Genomic DNA, 19,358 nt, shown 5'->3' on the forward strand with positions numbered 1-19,358 from the left:
CGGCGGAGACCTCGGAACGGAGGGTGGTGAGACTCGAACAGTACCGCCGCCGCCGTCGGCGCGGAATGCCCAAGCGCAGATGGTGTCACACACTTCAGCGCTAGGCAAGTGTGATCACGAAGTCACTGAATTCGTGAACAGTTTCGTTGACGTATGCCGGCCGCGCTCGGTATATTTACCGGGATGGAGGATGTCGTTGGCGCCCTGGGGGGCTTTCGCGGTGTGCGGGCCGAGTTGCTGGTTGCTCTCAAGAAGGCGCAACCACTGACGGCGCACGAACTGGGTGAACAGTTCGGGCTCACGGCCAACGCGCTGCGCCGACATCTCAAGGCGCTCGAAGAAGATGGGCTGGTGCGATATCTCCGGGAAGTCCGGGGAGTCGGCGCGCCCGTCTACGCCTACTCACTTTCGCCGGCTGGCGAGGCGCTCTTCCCCCGCAGCTATCTCAAGGTCCTGGCGACGGCACTCGATGCCCTGCGCGCCCAGGCTGGAGATGCGGGGGTGGAAGCGGTACTGGAAGCCGAGTGGATGCGGCTGGCTGATGAAGCCGCCCCGGTGCTGGAATCGCTGCCGCTCGACGAGCGCGTGGCGTTGGTGGCCGAGTTGTTGACGGCCAAGGGCTACATGGCGGAGCCGGTCACGACGCCGACGCTCACGCTGCGCATTCACAACTGCGCCATGCGTGAGATCGCGGACCGGTTCCCGGAAGCCTGTGCAGTGGAAGCAAAGTTCGTGGAACGGCTGCTCGGCGTGCCGCTCGTGCGCAATGCGCATCGGCGCGACGGCTGCGGTCACTGTGAGTACGGCGTGTCAGGTCACCTTTTGGCGGTGCAACAGGAGCAGGTATGAGTTCGACCATCGAGTCACTCGTCAATCGCGAGTATCAATACGGTTTCACGACGGACATCGAAGCGGACACGCTGCCGCCCGGTCTCTCGGAAGACACGGTGCGCTTCATTTCGGCCAAGAAGCAGGAGCCGGAATGGCTGCTGGAATGGCGCCTGAAGGCGTTCCGTCGCTGGCAGACGATGACCGAGCCGCACTGGGCCAACCTGCACTATCCGGCCATCGATTATCAGGCGGCCAGCTACTACAGCGCGCCCAAAAACAGCAAGCCGCTCGCCTCGCTCGATGAAGTCGATCCCAAGCTGCTCGAGACGTACAACAAGCTTGGCATCTCGCTCACCGAGCAGAAGCGCCTCTCGGGCGTGGCGGTGGATGCGGTGTTCGACTCCGTCTCCGTCGGCACCACCTACAAGGAAGAACTGGCCAAGCACGGCGTGATCTTCATGTCGTTCGGCGAAGCGGTGCGCGAACACCCCGAGTTGATCAAGAAGTACCTCGGATCGGTCGTGCCCTACAGCGACAACTTCTTCGCCGCACTGAACAGCGCTGTCTTCTCCGACGGCTCGTTCTGCTACATCCCGAAGGGCGTGCGCTGCCCAATGGAACTGTCCACGTACTTCCGCATCAATGCGGCGGAAACGGGCCAGTTCGAGCGTACCCTCATCGTGGCCGATGAAGGCGCCTACGTGAGCTACCTGGAGGGCTGCACCGCGCCCAAGCGCGACACCAACCAGTTGCATGCAGCCGTCGTGGAGATCGTCGCGCTCGACAACGCCACGGTGAAGTACAGCACCGTGCAGAACTGGTATGCGGGCGACGAGAACGGCGTGGGCGGCATCTACAACTTCGTCACCAAGCGTGGCAAGGCGCTCACCAACGCCAAGATCTCCTGGACGCAGGTGGAAACCGGTTCGGCCATCACGTGGAAGTATCCGAGCGTGATCCTGCAGGGTGACAACAGCGTCGGCGAGTTCTACTCCGTGGCCGTGGCCAGCAAGATGCAGCAGGCCGACACGGGCACGAAGATGATCCACATCGGTCGCAACACGAAGTCGACCATCGTGTCCAAGGGCATCAGCGCGATGAAGGGGCAGAACAGCTATCGCGGCAAAGTGCAGATCCTGCCGAAGGCTGAAGGCGCCCGCAACTACACGCAGTGTGACTCGATGCTGGTGGGCAATGCCTGCGGCGCACACACCTTCCCGTATGTGGAGGTGGGCAACAACAGTGCGATCCTCGAACACGAAGCGTCCACGAGCAAGATCGGGGAAGACCAGATCTTCTACCTCAAGGCGCGCGGCCTCGACGCCGAGCAGGCTGTGTCGATGATCGTCAGCGGCTTCTGCAAGGAAGTGTTCAAGGAGTTGCCGATGGAGTTCGCGCTGGAAGCGCAGCAGCTGCTCGGCATCACGCTCGAAGGGTCGGTGGGCTGATCGCCCGTCCCGTCACCCGCTCTTCATTCGTTCCAGTCCAAACACCCGCTTCGACATATATGCTGCAGATCACCGACCTCCATGCCGCCATCGACGGCAAGCCGATCCTCAAGGGCATCACGCTCACCGTGAATGCCGGCGAGGTTCACGCGGTCATGGGCCCGAACGGTTCGGGCAAGAGCACGCTGGCGCAGGTGCTGGCCGGCCACCCCGCCTATGAAATCACCGGCGGTGAAGTGCTCTACAAGGGCGAGAACCTGCTCGAGATGGATCCCGAGATCCGGGCGCAGAACGGCGTCTTCCTCGCCTTCCAGTATCCCGTGGAAATCCCGGGCGTGACCAACGCCTACTTCCTGCGCGCTGCCTACAACGAGGTGCGCAAGGCGAACGGACACGAGGAAGTGGATCCGATGGAATTCCTCGACCTGGTGGAAGAGAAGCTCAAGCTGGTGGACATGGACGCCTCCATGCTGCATCGCTCGGTGAACGCGGGCTTCTCGGGTGGTGAGAAGAAGCGCAACGAGATTCTGCAGATGGCTGTGCTACAGCCGACGCTGTCCATCCTCGACGAAACGGACTCCGGTCTCGACATCGATGCCCTGCGTATCGTGGCCGAGGGCGTGAATGCGCTCAAGCGCCCGGACAACGCCACCATCGTCGTGACGCACTATCAGCGCCTGCTCAACTACATCGTGCCGGACTACGTGCACGTGCTGGCCGGCGGCCGCATCATCAAGTCGGGCGACAAGTCGCTGGCGCTGGAACTCGAGAATCGTGGCTACGACTGGGTGCTGGAGACGGCGGCGTGAGCACGGGGCTTCGTTTCGCCGAGCAGGCCGTCGCCGCGTCGGTGGCTGACGCGCCCGGCTCGCTCAAAGCGCTGCGTGCGGCCGGCGCCGAGGCCTTCAAGGCGCTCGGCTTCCCGACCACGCGAGAAGAAGACTGGCACTACACGAACGTGTCGGCCATCGCGTCCGCACAGTTCGAAGCGGCGGTCGACCGTGATCCCGCGGGCACCGTGGACGTGGCGGCGCTTGCGCCCTACACCTTTGGTGGCACGTGGCCGCTGATCGTGTTCGTGAATGGTCGGTTCAACGCCACCCTGTCGTCGTTTGGTGCCCTGCCCGATGGCGTGCGGGTGATGCCGCTGTCGCAGGCGGCCACCGAAGAGCCCGAACTGCTGGCCCGCTACCTGGGTACGGCGGTGACGCCGTCGCGTGACGGCTTCTCGGCGCTCAACGCGGCGTTTGCCGGCGAAGGCATGCTGGTGCACATCGCCAAGGAAATGGTGAGTGACACGCCCGTGCACATCCTGCATGTAGTGGACGCCGCCGGCGCCAACGTGATGAGTCATCCGCGCCACCTGCTGATCGCCGAGCGTCATGCCAAGGCGTCGGTGGTGGAGAGCTATGTGGGGTTGGCCGACGTGCCGTACTTCACCAATGCCGTGGTGGAAGTGTTCGTGGAGGACGGCGCGACGCTGCAGCTGGTGCGGGTGCAGCGGGAATCGCGCGTCGCGCAGCATGTGGGCACGGTGGAGGCACGCCAGGGGCGCGACAGTCACTTCATCGCGTTCACGTTCCAGACCGGCGCCTCGCTGTCACGCAGCAATGTGTACACGGTGCTGGCGGGTGAGGGCTGCGGCTGCACGATCAACGGGCTGTACATGCTCGATGGGCAGCAGCACGGCGACCACCAGACGCGCGTGGAGCATGTAGCGCCGAACTGCTTCAGCCGCGAACAGTACAAGGGGCTGCTCGACGAGCGTTCGCATGGCGTGTTCAACGGCAAGGTGTACGTGCACCCCGAAGCACAGAAGACCGACGGCAAGCAGACGAACAACACGCTTCTGCTGTCGCAGCAGGCGCAGATCGACACGAAGCCGCAGCTCGAGATCTTTGCGGACGACGTGAAGTGCACGCATGGTGCGACGGTGGGCCGCATCGACGAAACGTCGCTGTTCTACCTCAAGAGCCGTGGCGTGAGCGCGCGCCTGGCACGTCAGCTGCTGATGTATGCATTTGCCGCAGATGTGCTGGAGACGATCGACTCGCCGGCCATCGTGCAGGCGCTGGAAACGCTGACGCTCGAGCGGTTCACGGGCGAGGGATTGCCGGGCTGAGGTCGACATGAGCGATCTCCAGGAGCTGTATCAGTCGGTCATCCTCGACCACAACCGGAAACCGCGCAATTTCGGCGAACTGCCGCTGGCCAATCGTGAGGCCGATGGCAAAAACCCGTTGTGCGGCGACGAGGTGCATGTCGCGCTGGTGGTCGAGGACGACGTGATCCGTGAGGTGAAGTTCACGGGTCACGGCTGTGCCATTTCCAAGGCGTCCGCGTCACTCATGACCGCAGCGGTGAAGGGCAAGTCGCGCGCCGATGCCGAGGCGCTGTTCCAGCGCTTTCACGCGCTCGTGCTCGGACAGGACGCCAATGGTGGCAAGGACCTGGGACAGCTGGTGGTGTTCTCGGGTGTGTCCCGGTTTCCGGTGCGCGTGAAGTGCGCGTCGCTGGCGTGGCACACACTCAAGGCCGCGCTCGAACAGGCGCCGGAGTCGGCGGCGAACGCCACGCCTTCGGCGATCAGCACAGAGTAGTGATGACGTGGACACAGCGCGGGTGAGCGAGACCGCTTCGGCGTTCGTGCGCGTAGCTCACGTGGAGGATGTGGAGCCGGAGTTCCCGCTGGGCGTGGTACTGGAGGACGGGCGGCGCATCTGCCTCGTGCGCGATGGTGAGGAGATCCATGCGGTGGAGGATCGCTGCCCGCATCGCGACTTCGCCCTGTCCGGCGGGGATGTGGTGGCGCCCTGTGTGCTGGAGTGTCCATGGCACGGTGCCCGTTTCGATGTGCGTACCGGCGCCGTATTGCAGGGACCGGCCACCGATGCCATTGCCACCTTCGCGGTGCGCGTGGAGGCTGGTGTGGTGTTGGTCGGACCGCGCCGTTCATGAAGGACTTACAGGAGTCGGGTTGCTGATGGATTCGCATACGCCCTCGTCGATGCTGTCCCCGCTGGCGCCGCGCGCGGATTTCCCGCTGCTGGCCGCGAACCCCGGGCTGCACTATCTCGATTCGGCCGCCACCTCACAGAAGCCAACCGCGGTGCTCGATGCACTGCGCGGGTTCTATGAAACAGCCAACGCCAATCCACACCGTGGCGCCTACGCGCTGTCGGCGAAGGCCACCGATGTGTACCACGAGGCACGCGCGACCATTGCCCGGTTCGTGGGTGTGTCGGACAGCGACTGCCTGATCTTCACGCGTGGCACCACGGAGGCCATGAACCTCGTCGCGTCGAGCTGGGGGCGCGCCAACGTGCACGCCGGCGACGAAGTGGTCATCACCGCGCTCGAACACCATGCCAACTTCGTACCCTGGCAGCAGTTGGCGCTGGCCAGTGGCGCCACGTTGCGGGTGGTGGAGGTGACGGCCAATCAGTCGGTGGATCTCGACCAGCTGCGGTCGGTGGTGAATCACCGCACGAAGGTCGTCGCGGTCACGCATGTGTCGAACGCCGTGGGCGCCATCACGCCCATCGAAGAAGTGGTGCGCATCGTGCGCTCCCGTTCGAGCGCCGTCATCGTGGTGGACGGCGCGCAGGCGGTGCCGCACCTCCCCGTCAACTTCGACGCGCTCGATGTGGACTTCTACGCCTTCAGCGGTCACAAGCTGCTTGGTCCGATGGGCAGTGGCTGCCTGCTGGGCCGTCGCGCGCTGCTGGAAGCGATGCCGCCGTATCAGTACGGCGGCGACATGATCGAGTGGGTGCGCGACACCGACAGCACGTGGAATGTGCTGCCGCACAAGTTCGAGGCAGGTACGCCAAATGCGGCCGATGCCGTCGGGCTCGCCGCAGCGGTGACGTACCTGACGCGACTGGGCATGGTGAATGTGCGCCGGCATGAACTGGAGCTGCTGGCGCTCGCCGAGTCGAAGCTGGCGGCGCTGCCGGGGATCACCGTGTACGGACCGCCGGTGGCGCAGCGCAGTGGTGTGCTGAGCTTCTCGATGACCGATGTGCACCCGCATGACCTGGCCACCATTCTCGACCAGCATGGCGTGTGCATTCGCGCGGGGCATCATTGTGCGCAGCCGCTCATGCGGCGGCTGGGGGTGAGCGCCACCGCTCGCGCGTCGTTCTACGTGTACAGCGACGAGTCCGACGTGGATGCCCTGGTGGGTGCGCTGCAGGCGGCGCAGTCGCTGTTTTCCGCGGCGTCCTGAGCCAGCGCAGGTGAAGTGGTGAGCGGCAAGGCCAGTCCCGCGTCCATCGCGGCGATGTACCAGGAAGCATTGCTGGCGCATCATCGCGCACCGCACAATCGCCGCGAGATGTCCGACGCCACGTCGTCAGCGGTCTTCAAGAATCCCGTGTGCGGCGACGAGATTCGCGTGTTCGTCCGCGTGGATGGCGGGCAGTTGGTGGATGTGTCGTTCACGGGGCGCGGGTGCTCGGTGGCGACCGCATCGGCGTCCATGATGACGGACGCACTATGTGGTGGCAGTGTGAGCGATGCGCTCGCGACAGCGGATGCCATCGACCGCATGCTGGCCACTGGGGATGCGGACGTGGCCTTGCCCGCCACACTCTCGCCGCTGCGAGGTGTCACCCCATTCGCGGGACGGCATGGGTGTGCCCGCATGGCATGGCAGGCGCTGCGCGAAGCGCTGGCCTAGCGCCAGACGGAGCCGACTGGCTATCGAGCGGAAGGGATCGTATTCTCCCGGCGCCAACCTGATCGCATTGCGTCGCGGTGTCCGCCCACCCCTGTCCCGCTCGGGCCATTGCATGGCGTCCCTGTCGCTGTTTCGAAAGGCACTGCTCCCCGCCGTCGCATTGATCGTGACCACCGCGGGCATGGCGCCTGCCCGCTCCTGCCCGCCCGAAGCGGTTCATGAAACCGCGCACTGCCTTTCGCAGGACGTCCGCATTGCCGGGGTCGTGCTGGCAGCCAACACCGAACGCCCCATCCGCAACGCCGAAGTCATCGTCGGATCACGGTCCGCGCGCGCGGATTCGAACGGTCGTTTCTCGATAGCGAATGTACCGGTGGGTAACCAAACGCTTGTCGTGCGCGCCGTCGGCTTCCAGGAGATCTCGGAGGCCCTCGATGTCCCCAAGGAAGGGATCGAAGAGCTGGAACTGGTGGTGGAGCCCATCATCGAGCTTCGACGGGTCGAGACACGAGCGAACGCAGTGCCGTTGTCCCGCAACCTGCAGGGCTTCGAGCAGCGACGGAAAATGGGCATCGGTCGCTTCCTGGATTCGACGCAGCTCGCGCTGCACGACACGCGCGACTGGGCCACGGAAATCGTGCGGCGCGTGTCGAGCATTCAATTCGTCAACTACTCCGGTCGCCGGTCTCTCGCGTCATCACGGGGGCGTACCATCGGTGGCAACACACCGCGCGGTGACATAAGCGACAGCGCCTTTCTCAAGGCACCGCGCGCGTGTTACGTGAAGATCGTCCTCGACGGTATTCAGCTCTACGGCAGCATGGTGACGGAGAAGTTGCTCGACGTGAATACGCTCGGCATTCCGCGCGTGGCCGCCGCCGAGTTTTACACGGTGGCTCAGACACCTCCCGAGTTCAACAGAAACGGCAACGCGCCGTGTGGGACGTTGTTGATCTGGACGCACTGAACCCACCCAGCCCATGCTCCTCGCATTGCTGACCGCCTTCCTGCCGCTCTGGGTCGCCCCGTCCCCTGCGCGGACTGTGCAGGACGTGCCGATCAGCGGCACGGTTCGCGCGGCCGTCTCACAGCGGCCCGTTGCCGGCGCGGAGGTCAGCATCGTCGGTACGGACCGTCAGGTGCGCAGTGACTCCGCTGGTCGTTTCACGTTGACGGTGGCCAGACCAGGTCCCGTGCGCATCACGGCACGCGCAATCGGTCATCGCGAGCACAGCATCGAGGTGGAAGTCACGAGCCGCGGTCTGGACGACCTGGTGATCCCGCTCGAACCAATCACCGAATTGCAGCAGGTCGAGACCCGAGCGGACCCACTGAGGGGCAAACCCAACCTGCGCGCGTTCGAGGAGCGGCGAAAGTTCGGGACAGGGCGTTTCCTCGATTCCATCCAGCTGGGCTATCCGGATCCGCTGCTCTGGAGCAATCTGCTCCCGCAACGCATTCCGGGACTGCGGATAGTCACAGTGGGCAGCAAACGTGTGTATGCGGGTTCACGCGGCATCGTCTCGCTCAACCGCATGCCGCGGGGAGACCAGGTCGACCAGGCCAATCGGGCTCCGATTGCCTGCTATATCACGGTCATCGTGGATGGGGTCCGACTGTACGGTGGGGGACCCGATGAATCGCTACTCGACATCACACGATTGGGACTGGGCCGCCTTCTGGCGGCCGAGTACTACAGCGTGTCGCAGCTGCCGCCGCAGTACAACAGTACCGGAACGGCCGTCTGCGGTACGCTGATGCTCTGGACGCAGTACTGACCCAGTTGACGGAGCCGCTGGCGACGATTCGATTGCTGATATGTACGCACTCGCCCTCATCCGCTATCGCCGCCCGTTCGAAGAGGTGGCTCCGCACGTCGACGAACACCGTGCCTATCTGCGCGAACTCAAGGCCCAGGGGCTGCTGATCGCTTCCGGTCCTTTTGATCCACGTTCGGGCGGCGGCTTGCTGCTGCGTGTGCCCGATGATGACGTGCACGCCTCGCTCGACCGCATCCGTGATGGCGACCCGTTCATCAAGCATTCCGTGGCGCAGTATGAGCTGCTGCCGTGGGCGCCGGTGATCGGCAAGGAAGATCTGGACCGATTGTAAATCGTTCTTGAGGGCGCGGCGCCATTGGTTGCCGCGCTCGTTGTTTTCTTGACAGGCTCCCCGCTACTCGGGACGGCAGAATGTTACTGGTTCAATCATTGCTGTTCGTGCTGCCGTTTGCTGCCGAGCCGGTACATCGGTCATTGGCCGCGATGTCGCAGCCCGGGACACCACCGATTGTGGCGTCCTGCTGTCATCAGGACACCCGCGTGCAAGGCGCGGTGCTGTCCAGTCAGAGCAACCGACCGATCGCCAACGCCGAAGTCGTGGTAGGTACCCGGTCCATACGTACCGATTCGGCGGGCCGCTTTACGTTGAGCGTGACAGCGGGGCGGCAGCAATTCATCGTGCGGGCCGTAGGCTTTGAGGAAATCTCCGAGATGCTTGACATCCCGGCTTCAGGCATCGAGGATGCCGAGATCACAATGGAGCCGATCACGGAATTGCAGCGCGTCGAGACCCGCGCAGATCCGCTTGCCAACTCGCCGAATCTGCGTGGCTTCGAGGAGCGGAGGCGCATGGGCCTTGGTCGGTTCATCGATTCGACAGTCCTCAATCCGATGGGTGACACAAGGCAATGGGCTTCGGTGATTCTTACCCGGGTTCCCGGCCTGCGGCTCATGGCCTATGGAGGCCGACGAGCCTTCGCCGTTGGTCGTGGCGCCATCTCTGTTAACCTAGTGCCGAGCGGAGACGCGACGGATCGGTTGCTTGGCGCTCCAGGGGCCTGCTATGTGCAAATCATCATTGACGGCATTCTGCGGTATGGCAGTCGCCTGAACGAATCATTGTTCGACGCGAACTTTGCTGGAGGAGAGAAGATCATCGCGGCTGAGTATTACACGGTTTCGCAACTCCCCGCAGAATTCAATCGTGGCGGCAATGCGCCTTGCGGCGCGTTGGTGCTGTGGACACAACGCTGAGACCATAGTCCGTTGAATACCGCACGAACGATAATCGCCCACCGCGAGACAAACTCGCGGTGGGCGATTGTATGCCTGACTCAAGGCGAAATCACTTCTTGATCGGCACCAGACGGATCTGCCCCTGCGCTTCACGCGCCTTGAGCACCGCCATCACCTGATCCATCGGCAGCGGCGTGAACTCCCCGCTCAGGAAGTCACGCAGCTCGAGCGCGGTGACACCCTTGCGGAACAGCAGTCCCAACTCGGCGTTGAACTCGTCGGGCAACTGCGGGCCACCTGCGCCGCCGACACCACGCGCCGCGCCGCCCGGTCCACCGGGACCACCAGCCGCCGGCGCCGCCGGAGCGTTGGCCGCCGTGGGCAACTCGACGCGCAGCAGTGAAGCCGCCTTCTCATCGGCGCTGAGCACCGGCTCCGTTGCCGCCACACTGCGCTGCGCGGCCTGCATCTGGTATGCCGCCTTCACCTCATTGAGCAACGACGTGGCGCGCTGATCGAGCAACGGCTCGAAGCCAGCCACACGCTTGGCGCCCAGCGTGGTGTCGGTCCAGAGCACCTTCGCCGAACGCACGACGGCCTTTTCGATCGTCGTCTGGTGGCGGATGGCGTTCTTCGCTTCGGCATACGCGCGCGTGAGCGTCGGGCCGTCCTTGGCATCGGCCATGTAGCCGAGCCCCTTCACATGGCTTTCGCCCATACGCGCCAGGCCACGGCCGAGGTTTTCGTTCACGACTCGCGCCGCCATCTCGTCGGTGCCCACGCTGAGCACGCTGAGCGAACCCAGACCCACTGCTGCCGCACGCTTGTACTGCGTGGGATCCTGCTTGTCGGGCGTGTCTTCGGTGGAGTGATACCACATGTCGGGCCAGGTGATGAACATGACGGCCGGCACGCCGTTGGTCATGTACGCCACGTGATCGCTGGAGCCGTAGTGCTTGTCGATCTTGATGTAGAACGCGTCCTTGCTGCCACGCGGCGATTCCACCGGCTGGGTGGGCGCGTAGCCGGAGAGCGACCGACGGAAACGCACGCGCTCGCGCGAGATGTCGGCGATGTACTCCATCATGCTCTGCGCGATGTCGTTCAGGTACGACGGGAAGGTGTCCGGCGTGCGCTGCAGGATCCAGAAGCTGCGGCTCATCGCGACGCGGATGCCTTCCATGTCGAAGTTGAGCGTGCCGATGATCGTCTTGCGCTTGTCCGGGTTGGCCTGGAAGAACGCATTCGTACCCTGAATTTCCGGCACGAACAGGAAATTGATCGTGCGCTTGGGGCGCGGCAGCTTGCCTTCGTTGATCAGCTTGATGTACGCGCGGCCGATCTCGAGGATGAGCGCGCAACCGGAGTTGTCGTCGTTGGCACCCTGCTTGATCACACCTTCGTACAGGTGGCCGCTGATGGCCACTTCCTGCGTGGTGCTGCCATCGCCCGGGATCTGCGCCCACACGTACTCGGCCTTCATGGGCACCTGTTCGCTCTTCACGATGGAGCGAATGGTGATCTTCTCACCGCGCGTGATGAGCGCCGAGAGATTGCGCTGCACTTCCGGTGTGACCGACCAGGCGACCGTGCCGGGCTGCGCCTGCACCGTGCTGCTCACGATCTGATTCGGGAAGTCCACTGAGCGCTGGTAGCCGATGGCGCTGATGCCGAGCACGCCGATGGCGCCGCGCAGCATGGCCAGCGAGTACACCGCGCCCGTCGCACCGGACGAGAGCACGAACTTGCCCTTCACGTCCTTGCCTTCGAAGTCCTGCGCGCGGCCGGCGCCGACGTCGATGAGCTCCGCCGTGAAGTCACCGTTCGCATTGAGCGAGGCCAGTGCCAGCGCGAGGTCGTGAATATCGAACAGCTTGGTGAGCTTGGGCGTGGTCATCCACAGCTCGCCCTGCGTGGGCTGCCAGGCCTGTCCGCCCTGCTGGTACACCACGGTCTTCACATTGCTGAAACCGTACTCCTTCGCGAACTGCTCGATGACGCGGCTTTCGCGGAACGGTTCCTTGTACTCTGAAGGCGGACGCACGCGCTGGTAGGGCACGAGCTCGAGCAGGTGGTGCATGGCCCGCTCGCCGGACACTTCGTTGATGATGGCGGTCATCTGCTCCTGCGTGAGGAGCGTACGGTCTTCACGCTCCTGCGCGGAGAGCGCAGGGGCGGCAACCGTGGCAGCGACCAGGAGGGCGCCGAGGAATTTCATGGAGAGGTGGGTAAAGGTCTTGCGCTTGCTACGACGTACGTCATGGTGACGCACGAACCCTCGTCCGCGCTGACATTCGCAGCGCCGTGACGGACGGTTCATCAGTGAGAGAAATGCGCTGCTTACACGCGCTGCGTGTCGCGACGGAACAGCAGCATGGCGCCGGAGCCAAAAATCACGGCCCACACCACCACGCTGGCGACCGCTCCCATCGTGAAATCGCCGGAGAGCGGCGCGCGAGCCAGTTGTCCCACGCCGTACATGGGCGTGAACATCGCGATCGTGCGTACCGCTTCGGGGAGGTTGTCCACGGGAATGAAGATGCCGCCGAACAGGGCCATGATGGCCATGGCCGGCCCGGCGAACTGCATGACGTTCTCCGATGGGACGAGAAAACCCATGAACAGGCCGAACGCGGCAAACACACACGAGCTGCCCCACGCCGCGAGTCCGCACAGCGCCCACTGCTGCGGTGTGAGCGTGACACCGGCCAGCGCGCCGATGGTGAACGTGGACATGATGGCCACGAGCCCGAGCGTCATGGCACTCAGCACCTTCATGCTGATGTACGCCACGGGCGTGAGCGGCGTGAGGCGCAGTTGCCGGCTCCAGCCAAGGCTGCGTTCCACCGCTACAGCGGCACCACCCGCCGTCGTGCCCACCATGGCGCCGTACACGGCCATGCTGATCATGACATAGGCCAGCACGACGCTCCCACCGCGCCGCACACCCGGGTTGTTCATGCCGAACAGGTAGAAAAACACACTCGGGAAAAGCAGCGTGAAGATCACCGTGCGCCGATTGCGCAGCACCCGTCGCAGTTCAAGTCCCAACGCGGTGAGATTGAACCCACCCATCGGCGGCACACCACGAACGGCATCCGCATTGTGGCTCGTATTCGCTGGTGCGGTCATGCGGCCCCCCGCATGGCTCGGGCCGTATCGGTGTCACTCGTGGTGAGCGCCACGAAGGCGGCCTCGAGATTCTGCGCAACGATTTCGAGATCACGCGCCGCGGTGTGCAACAGCAGATGCCGCGCCACGCTGTCCGAATCGTTGCACTGCAACAGCACCGAATCCCCACGCTGTTCGACCTGAATCACGCCGGGCAGTGCCTCGAGCTGCGCGAGATCCGCTCCCGGCAACGTGGCGCGGATGGAGCGTCCCGTCGCCCGCGCCTTGATCTCGGCGGTCGTTCCATCGGCCACCAGTTCACCTTCCCGGATGAGCACAATGCGATCGGCGTAGGCATCCGCTTCGTCGAGGTAGTGCGTGGCGAACAGGATGGTGCGACCGCGCGCGGCATCTTCGCGAATCGCGCTCCAGAAATCCCGCCGTCCTTCGACGTCCATACCCGTGGTGGGCTCGTCGAGGATGAGCAGTCTTGGGTCGGACAGCAGCGCCATCGCAAAACGCAGGCGTTGCTGTTCACCACCGGAGCATTTTCCCACCAGCCGGTCGGCGATGTGCGTGATGCCGGCGCGTGCCATCACCTCGTCCACAGGACGGGCCGTGGCATACAGCGACGCGGTGAAGCGCACGGTCTCACGTACGGTGAAGTCCTTGAGCAGGCCACCGGTCTGCATGACGGCCGCCACGTCGCCGCGCGCGATGGCTTCAGCGGGCGTCGAGCCGTACACCAGCACACGGCCGGCATCCGGTCGGGCAAGGCCGAGGATCATGTCGATCGTGGTGGTCTTGCCGGCGCCGTTCGGGCCGAGGAATGCGACGATTTCGCCGGGCGCCACCTGCAGGGTCAGGTCACGGACAGCGGTGACCTGACGGTAGCGTTTCGTGAGATTCTGGAGGTCGATGGCCAGCACGACTGCGAAGATAGCGGAGCGGGATGCCGAAATATGGCCGTCGGAGCTGACACACCGATAAACTATCTTTCCAGAATGTCGTCGGCGCCGCCCTTCCTGACCCGTTTCCTGCTCCGGCTGCGCCAATGGGCCGACGCCGGGTGGTCCAATACCGTAGTGCTGGGCTGGGGCCTCTTGCAGGGGTGCATTTTCCCGGGATTGGCCGACCTGTTTTTTCTGCCGCTGGCGCTGGCGCGTCCTGAGCGCGCGTACCGGCTGGCACTGGTGGCGACGGCGGGCACCGTCATCGGGAGCATCCTGCTGTATTGGGTCGGGGCCGAAGCGCTCTCCGTGCTGGAAGGACCGCTGGCGCGATTCTTCAACTACTCGCCGGAAGCGTTCACGGAGTATCGCGCGCGTCTGGCGGAGTATGGTGCATGGGCCATCCTGGCGAGCACGCTGAGCCCTCTCTCCACGAAACTCACGAGTATCGCGTCGGGGGCCATCGGGGTGCCGTTCGCGGCGTTTGCGGCGGCGCTGCTGGCGGGGCGCCTCACGCGCACGCTGGCACTGGCCTGGCTGGTGCGAAACGGCGGTGCACAGGCGGTGGCGCGGTGGACGGGCGCGTCTGCTGACAACACGCGTGACCGCGGGTCGCCGCCGTCCTGATGCGCTCCTGATTGCCCTGACTTTTCGCCGTCTTCTGCAATTCTTTCGTACATGTCGCATCCCGAACTTCCGGCCGACGAACTGCATGGCATTCTCGAGTTTCTGCGCGCAGCAGAGTCACTCAAACACTCGCCGCGCACATCATGGACATCGACGGGCACACCCGAGACGGTCGCCGCACACACCTGGCGGCTCTGCCTGATGGCGCTCGTGGTAGCGCCCCGGTTTCCGGGCATCGACGTGGGCAAGCTGCTGCGTATCTGTCTCGTCCACGATCTGGGCGAGGCAATCAGTGGCGACATTTCTGCCGTACTGCAGGCCGGCGCGCCGAGCAAAGCGGAACAGGAACGACAGGATCTGCTGCAACTGGTCGCTCCGCTGCCAGTGAATGCGCGTGAGGAGATCGTGGCGTTGTGGGACGAGTATGAGCAGGCGCAGTCGCCCGAAGCAAAGATCGCCAAGGGGCTCGACAAGCTCGAGACCATCCTGCAGCACAATCAGGGTGTAATGCCGGAGGGGTTCGACTTCCGCTTCAACCTGCAGTATGGGCAGCGCTACACGACGGATGACCCCATCCTGCGCGCGATCCGCATCGTACTCGATGACGAAACGGAGCAGCGGGCGCGTGAACGCGATGAACAGGAACGGAGTTCCCAGCATGGCGACCACGCGTGAGTGAGTTTGGCTTCAGCACCAGTCATGCCAATGGTGCGGCGCGACTGGGGGAGTTTCGCACGCCACATGGCGCGGTGCAGACACCGGCCTTCATGCCGGTGGGCACGCATGCCTCGGTGCGCGGACTCGCGATGCACGAGATTCGTGATGCGGGGGCGCAGATGGTGTTGGCCAACGCCTATCACCTGTACCTGCGTCCGGGTGATGAGATGGTGCGCGCCCTCGGTGGTGTGCATGCCTTCGCACGCTGGAATGGTCCGATGCTCACCGACTCGGGCGGGTATCAGGTGTTCTCACTGTCGCGCTATCGCACGGTGACGGAGGACGGCGTGGAGTTCCGCAGCAAGCTCGATGGTTCGCGGCACCGCTACACGCCGGAAAAGGTGATGCAGATCGAGCGCAATATCGGTGCTGACGTCATCATGCAGCTCGATGAGCTGATCGAAGGTGGTTCGTCCTTCGATGCCTCGCGTGCCGCCATGGAGCGCAGCCTCCGCTGGCTGGAACGATGCCGCGTGGAGTTCGATCGCCTGTCGCGTGAAGGGCGTGCGCCGATCGGTGCGTTGCGCGTACCCGATGGCGCCCCGGCGTTGGCCACGACCGATGTGGAGCGCGATCGCGTGGCGCCGCCACAGGCGCTCTTTCCCATTGTGCAGGGTGGCACGTATGCCGACCTGCGCCGTGCTTCCATCGAAGGCATCCTCGGCACAGGCGATTGGGTGGGCGTGGCCGTCGGCGGACTGTCGGTGGGCGAAGCCAAGGAGGCGATGTACGACACGTTCGATGTGTGTTCGCCGCTGCTGCCCGCGGACAAGCCGCGCTATCTCATGGGCGTGGGCTTTCCCGACGATCTGCTGGAAGCCGTCGCGCGTGGCATGGACCTGTTCGACTGCGTCGCGCCCACGCGCATGGGCCGTCACGGCACGGTGTTCACGCGGGACGGCAAGACACAGGTGCAGAAGAGCAGCAATCGCACCGACCGTCGTGCACTCACTGACTCATGTCCGTGCCCGGCGTGCACACAGTACGACCGGGCCTATCTGCGGCACCTCATGGTCACCGAAGAGCCACTCGGGCCGCGGCTTCTGGCACTGCACAACCTCACGTTCCTGATGGAGCTGATGCGGGAGACGCGGGGTGCGCTGCGGGATGGCGTGTTCGCGTCGTGGAGTGCGGAGTGGTTGGCGCGCTATCGGCGGAAAGGGCGGGACTGAAGAGAGCGGAATGGACCTGGAAGGAATTGAAGGGTTACTGCGTTGGCCGCTGCGCGGCGAAAACTGCATGATTTGAAGGGAGAGAAGGGCGACTGCATACAACAGCAAGAAAGATTTTTTGTTTGTTCTTTCCTGCGGTTTTCCCTTCCCATCATGCGGTTATCGCGCCGCAAAGCGGCGCCCATGCAGTTGCCCTTTCACTCCGCCGACTCACCACCACTCAGTTGAGCGCGCCCCAGAGCAACGCCGCCAACGACGCACCAAGTACCGGACCGAGCACGGGAATCCAGGCATAGCCCCAGTCGCTGGATCCCTTGCCGGCGATGGGCAACAGCGCGTGCGCGATGCGCGGCCCGAGATCGCGCGCCGGGTTGATGGCGTAGCCCGTCGTGCCGCCCAGCGAGAGGCCAATGCCCCACACGAGCGCGGCCACCAGCGCCGGCGTGAGGTTGGTGGCTGGAGTTGCGCCAGCCGCAGCCGCCGCTCCGATGGAGGTGGCGACCAGCACGAGTACAAACGTGCCGATGACTTCACTCAGCAGGTTGGCGCCGGGCGTGCGGATGGCCGGCCCGGTGGAAAAACACGCGAGGATGCGTCCCTGGTCGTGCGTGATGCGCCAGTGTGGGAGGTAGTGCAACCACACCAGCTTCGCGCCGCTGATCGCGCCGAGCAGTTGTGCGGCGATGTGTGCGATGGCATCGGCGGATGTGCGCGTGCCACCGATCACGTTGGCGATCGTGACGGCGGGATTGAGTTCCCCTGGTGCCCCAAGCGCGGTAGCCACCAGCACGCCGGACAATACCGCGAAAGCCCAACCCGCCGTGATCACGATCCATCCCGCATTTCGTGCCTTCGATTCCTCGAGCAACACGCCGGCCACCACGCCGTTGCCGAGGAGGATGAGCACGAGCGTGCCCAGATATTCACCGATCACGGTCTGCGGCAGGCCAGCCGGCATGGCGTAACTCACGGTTCGCGGGTGGAGGAGGGTGGCGAAGATTGTATCCCCCGCGGCATCTTCGCGGAATGCCACGTACCCTTCCCTCCCGTTTCGTGGCCGGCGCCCGCTCCATTCTGCCCTCTGCGCTGGCTCTCACGTTGGTCGCTACGGCCGTTTCGGCCGGCGGCAATCCCCTCGCGGCGCAGGCCGTGGTCCGCACCGCCGATCCTGCCAAGCGCGGTGTGCCGCTCAGCGCATTCCCGCGCTTCGTGAAGCTCGCCGACAACGTCTACGGCTACGAAGAGATCCGGCAGCCCGGCTTCACGACGGTGAGTCTGGTGGTGATCGGTCGCGACGGCGTGCTCATCGCCGACGGACAGGGTTCGCCGGAAGCCACGCAGACGATGGTCGACAAGATCAAGACGCTGACGCCACTACCCATCAAGTGGTACATCGTCGGCTCGGACCATGGTGATCACACGGCCGGCAACAGCGTGCTGCCGAAGGGGATCACCTATGTTGTGCACCCGAACTCGCTGGCCCAGCTCAAGCGCGATTCCGCAGCGGCAACGGGCGGTCGCATCGTCGTCGTGCCGCCCAAGGCCATGACGGGTAACGAAGAAACCATCAACGTGGGCACCACGAGCGTGAAGGTGCTCTTCCTGGGCCGCGCGCACACCGGCGGTGATCTCATGGTGCAGCTCCCGAAGGAGAAAATCCTCTTCATGAGCGAGGCTTATCTCAATCGGGTGTTCCCGGCGATGCGGTCAGCGTACCCGAGCGAATGGGTGAAGACCATCGATGCGTCACTCGCGCTCAAGGATGTGGATTGGTTCATCCCGGGTCACGGCTTCATCGAGGACCGCAAAGTGTCGCGCGAGGAGCTCGTGACGTTCCGCGACGCCATCGTAAGCGTGATCGCGGAAGTGAAGCGACTCAAGGCGTCCGGACTGACGATGGACGATGCGATCAAGCAGGCCAAGTGGGGATCGCTCAGCGACTGGTTCCTCGCGGATCAGCAGGGGGCGGTGGCGGTGCGGAAGGTGTGGGCGGAGCTGGATGGGACGCTCAAGTAGGGCGGTTTGGGGTCGCGGGGTTGGCGGGTTTGGGGTTGAACCGCCGAGTTGTGGGTTGCGGGTTGCGGGTTGCGGGACGCGAGTCCCGGGACCCAAGCCTCGAAACCCGGTAGTTCACCCCCAAACCCGCCTCCCCGCGGCCCGTCACCCCCTCCTCTCTACCGCCCGCAGCAGTCGAATCAGCATCTTCCGCACCCGCTGCACCTGTTCGATCCACGGTGCAGCGATCGAGATCGGTAGTCGCTGCGTGTCCCGCCCCAGTAGTAAGTGATTGTGAACTTCCTGCGCAGAAGCGATTGCAATGGTCAGAAATCGCGCGAACTGCGCGCGCGAATCAAATGCAGCGCCTTCCGCGATGTTGGCGGGAATCGACTCGGCTGCGCGACGGAGTTGGCGCCACCAGTCGGCATGTCGCGTGATGCGCGGGTCCTTGTGAGCTGCGATATCGACGGCGAACGCGTGAGCTTCCCGCCATACGTGGAGATTCTCGAATGACTGCATGACGGCGCACGATATGATAGTTGGCGCTGAGGTGCGTCATCAGAAAGCTGCGTGGGGGAGCGGAACTACTTGGGGTTTCGGGTCGCGGGGAGGCGGGTTTGGAGGTGAACTGCCGAGTCGCAGGTTGCGGGACGCGAGTCCTGAGACCCAAGTCTCGTAACCCGGTAGTTCATCCCCAAACCCGCCTCCCCGCGACCCGCTACTGCCGTTTCGCCACCACCCGCCCCACGCCTCCCGCAATCCCGCCCGACTGCAACGCCGGCAACAACAACGTCGTCGCCACA

General features: G+C 64.4%; 21 protein-coding genes. 16 read left to right on the forward strand and 5 right to left on the reverse strand.

Features of this window, described 5'->3' with window-relative positions; all coding sequences use genetic code 11:
• Nucleotides 1–183: 183 nt before the first annotated feature.
• From VGE27_RS18305 to VGE27_RS18360, 12 genes are all read left to right on the forward strand, one after another.
• On the forward strand, nt 184–849 hold the full coding sequence (locus VGE27_RS18305; protein WP_331051124.1) for a helix-turn-helix transcriptional regulator: 666 nt from the start codon (nt 184–186) through the stop codon (nt 847–849).
• Nucleotides 846–2,279, forward strand: a complete 1,434-nt coding sequence (gene sufB / locus VGE27_RS18310) for a Fe-S cluster assembly protein SufB (RefSeq protein WP_331051125.1) — start codon at nt 846–848, stop codon at nt 2,277–2,279. The genes VGE27_RS18305 and sufB overlap by 4 nt, the downstream gene beginning before the upstream one ends.
• A gap of 59 nt (nt 2,280–2,338) precedes the next feature.
• Nucleotides 2,339–3,088 carry a Fe-S cluster assembly ATPase SufC gene (gene sufC / locus VGE27_RS18315; protein ID WP_331051126.1) on the forward strand — a complete coding sequence of 250 codons (750 nt, stop codon included), beginning with the start codon at nt 2,339–2,341 and terminating at the stop codon, nt 3,086–3,088.
• On the forward strand, nt 3,085–4,401 hold the full coding sequence (sufD, locus tag VGE27_RS18320; protein WP_331051127.1) for a Fe-S cluster assembly protein SufD: 1,317 nt from the start codon (nt 3,085–3,087) through the stop codon (nt 4,399–4,401). Before sufC ends, sufD begins: the two co-directional genes overlap by 4 nt.
• Before the next feature lie 7 nt (nt 4,402–4,408).
• Entirely contained in the window at nt 4,409–4,879 is a 471-nt protein-coding gene (gene sufU, locus VGE27_RS18325) for a Fe-S cluster assembly sulfur transfer protein SufU (protein ID WP_331051128.1), read from the forward strand.
• Nucleotides 4,880–4,901: 22 nt separating this feature from the next.
• The gene (locus VGE27_RS18330) at nt 4,902–5,237 is read left to right on the forward strand and encodes a non-heme iron oxygenase ferredoxin subunit (protein ID WP_331051129.1); all 336 of its coding nucleotides are present in this window, start codon (nt 4,902–4,904) and stop codon (nt 5,235–5,237) included.
• 25 nt (nt 5,238–5,262) lie between these two features.
• Nucleotides 5,263–6,510: a cysteine desulfurase gene (locus VGE27_RS18335; RefSeq protein ID WP_331051130.1), complete on the forward strand. Its 1,248-nt coding sequence runs from the start codon at nt 5,263–5,265 to the stop codon at nt 6,508–6,510.
• An 18-nt stretch (nt 6,511–6,528) separates the two neighbouring features.
• The gene (gene sufU, locus VGE27_RS18340; RefSeq protein WP_331051131.1) at nt 6,529–6,963 is read left to right on the forward strand and encodes a Fe-S cluster assembly sulfur transfer protein SufU; all 435 of its coding nucleotides are present in this window, start codon (nt 6,529–6,531) and stop codon (nt 6,961–6,963) included.
• Between the two features lie 112 nt (nt 6,964–7,075).
• Complete coding sequence (locus VGE27_RS18345; protein WP_331051132.1) at nt 7,076–7,930, forward strand: carboxypeptidase regulatory-like domain-containing protein; 855 nt, start codon at nt 7,076–7,078, stop codon at nt 7,928–7,930.
• A 13-nt stretch (nt 7,931–7,943) separates the two neighbouring features.
• Complete coding sequence (locus VGE27_RS18350; protein ID WP_331051133.1) at nt 7,944–8,741, forward strand: carboxypeptidase regulatory-like domain-containing protein; 798 nt, start codon at nt 7,944–7,946, stop codon at nt 8,739–8,741.
• A 40-nt stretch (nt 8,742–8,781) separates the two neighbouring features.
• Nucleotides 8,782–9,075 (forward strand): YciI family protein, encoded by a 294-nt coding sequence (locus tag VGE27_RS18355; protein ID WP_331051134.1) that lies wholly within the window; start codon nt 8,782–8,784, stop codon nt 9,073–9,075.
• 80 nt (nt 9,076–9,155) lie between these two features.
• Nucleotides 9,156–9,998, forward strand: coding sequence for a carboxypeptidase-like regulatory domain-containing protein (locus VGE27_RS18360; RefSeq protein ID WP_331051135.1), 843 nt, complete (start codon nt 9,156–9,158; stop codon nt 9,996–9,998).
• Nucleotides 9,999–10,089: 91 nt separating this feature from the next.
• Here the strand turns inward: VGE27_RS18360 and VGE27_RS18365 are convergent, their stop codons facing one another.
• The 3 genes from VGE27_RS18365 to VGE27_RS18375 form a co-directional block, all read right to left on the reverse strand.
• Nucleotides 10,090–12,198 carry a M28 family peptidase gene (locus VGE27_RS18365; protein ID WP_331051136.1) on the reverse strand — a complete coding sequence of 703 codons (2,109 nt, stop codon included), beginning with the start codon at nt 12,196–12,198 and terminating at the stop codon, nt 10,090–10,092.
• Between the two features lie 122 nt (nt 12,199–12,320).
• A complete protein-coding gene (locus tag VGE27_RS18370) occupies nt 12,321–13,112 on the reverse strand; it encodes an ABC transporter permease (RefSeq protein ID WP_331051137.1) in 792 nt (263 codons plus the stop codon).
• A complete protein-coding gene (locus VGE27_RS18375; RefSeq protein ID WP_331051138.1) occupies nt 13,109–14,020 on the reverse strand; it encodes an ABC transporter ATP-binding protein in 912 nt (303 codons plus the stop codon). Before VGE27_RS18375 ends, VGE27_RS18370 begins: the two co-directional genes overlap by 4 nt.
• Before the next feature lie 75 nt (nt 14,021–14,095).
• Between VGE27_RS18375 and VGE27_RS18380 the strand changes: the two genes are divergently transcribed.
• From VGE27_RS18380 to VGE27_RS18390, 3 genes are read left to right on the forward strand one after another with little or no spacing between them, the layout of a single operon-like run.
• The gene (locus VGE27_RS18380) at nt 14,096–14,668 is read left to right on the forward strand and encodes a YqaA family protein (protein WP_331051139.1); all 573 of its coding nucleotides are present in this window, start codon (nt 14,096–14,098) and stop codon (nt 14,666–14,668) included.
• A 51-nt stretch (nt 14,669–14,719) separates the two neighbouring features.
• Nucleotides 14,720–15,343 carry an HD domain-containing protein gene (locus VGE27_RS18385; RefSeq protein WP_331051140.1) on the forward strand — a complete coding sequence of 208 codons (624 nt, stop codon included), beginning with the start codon at nt 14,720–14,722 and terminating at the stop codon, nt 15,341–15,343.
• Nucleotides 15,340–16,557 (forward strand): tRNA guanosine(34) transglycosylase Tgt, encoded by a 1,218-nt coding sequence (locus VGE27_RS18390; RefSeq protein ID WP_331051141.1) that lies wholly within the window; start codon nt 15,340–15,342, stop codon nt 16,555–16,557. Before VGE27_RS18385 ends, VGE27_RS18390 begins: the two co-directional genes overlap by 4 nt.
• Nucleotides 16,558–16,777: 220 nt before the next feature.
• Here VGE27_RS18390 and VGE27_RS18395 read toward each other — a convergent pair whose 3' ends face one another.
• Nucleotides 16,778–17,503, reverse strand: a complete 726-nt coding sequence (locus VGE27_RS18395) for an MIP/aquaporin family protein (protein WP_414653590.1) — start codon at nt 17,501–17,503, stop codon at nt 16,778–16,780.
• Between the two features lie 80 nt (nt 17,504–17,583).
• Here VGE27_RS18395 and VGE27_RS18400 point away from each other — a divergent pair, with 80 nt between their 5' ends.
• On the forward strand, nt 17,584–18,573 hold the full coding sequence (locus VGE27_RS18400) for a hypothetical protein (protein WP_331051143.1): 990 nt from the start codon (nt 17,584–17,586) through the stop codon (nt 18,571–18,573).
• A gap of 144 nt (nt 18,574–18,717) precedes the next feature.
• On the opposite strand, the gene VGE27_RS19585 is transcribed toward VGE27_RS18400, so the two are convergent.
• Nucleotides 18,718–19,074, reverse strand: coding sequence for a four helix bundle protein (locus VGE27_RS19585; RefSeq protein WP_414653589.1), 357 nt, complete (start codon nt 19,072–19,074; stop codon nt 18,718–18,720).
• Nucleotides 19,075–19,358 lie beyond the last annotated feature (284 nt).

Source organism: Gemmatimonas sp. (assembly GCF_036405635.1).
In the GTDB taxonomy this organism is placed as follows: Bacteria; Gemmatimonadota; Gemmatimonadetes; order Gemmatimonadales; family Gemmatimonadaceae; genus Gemmatimonas.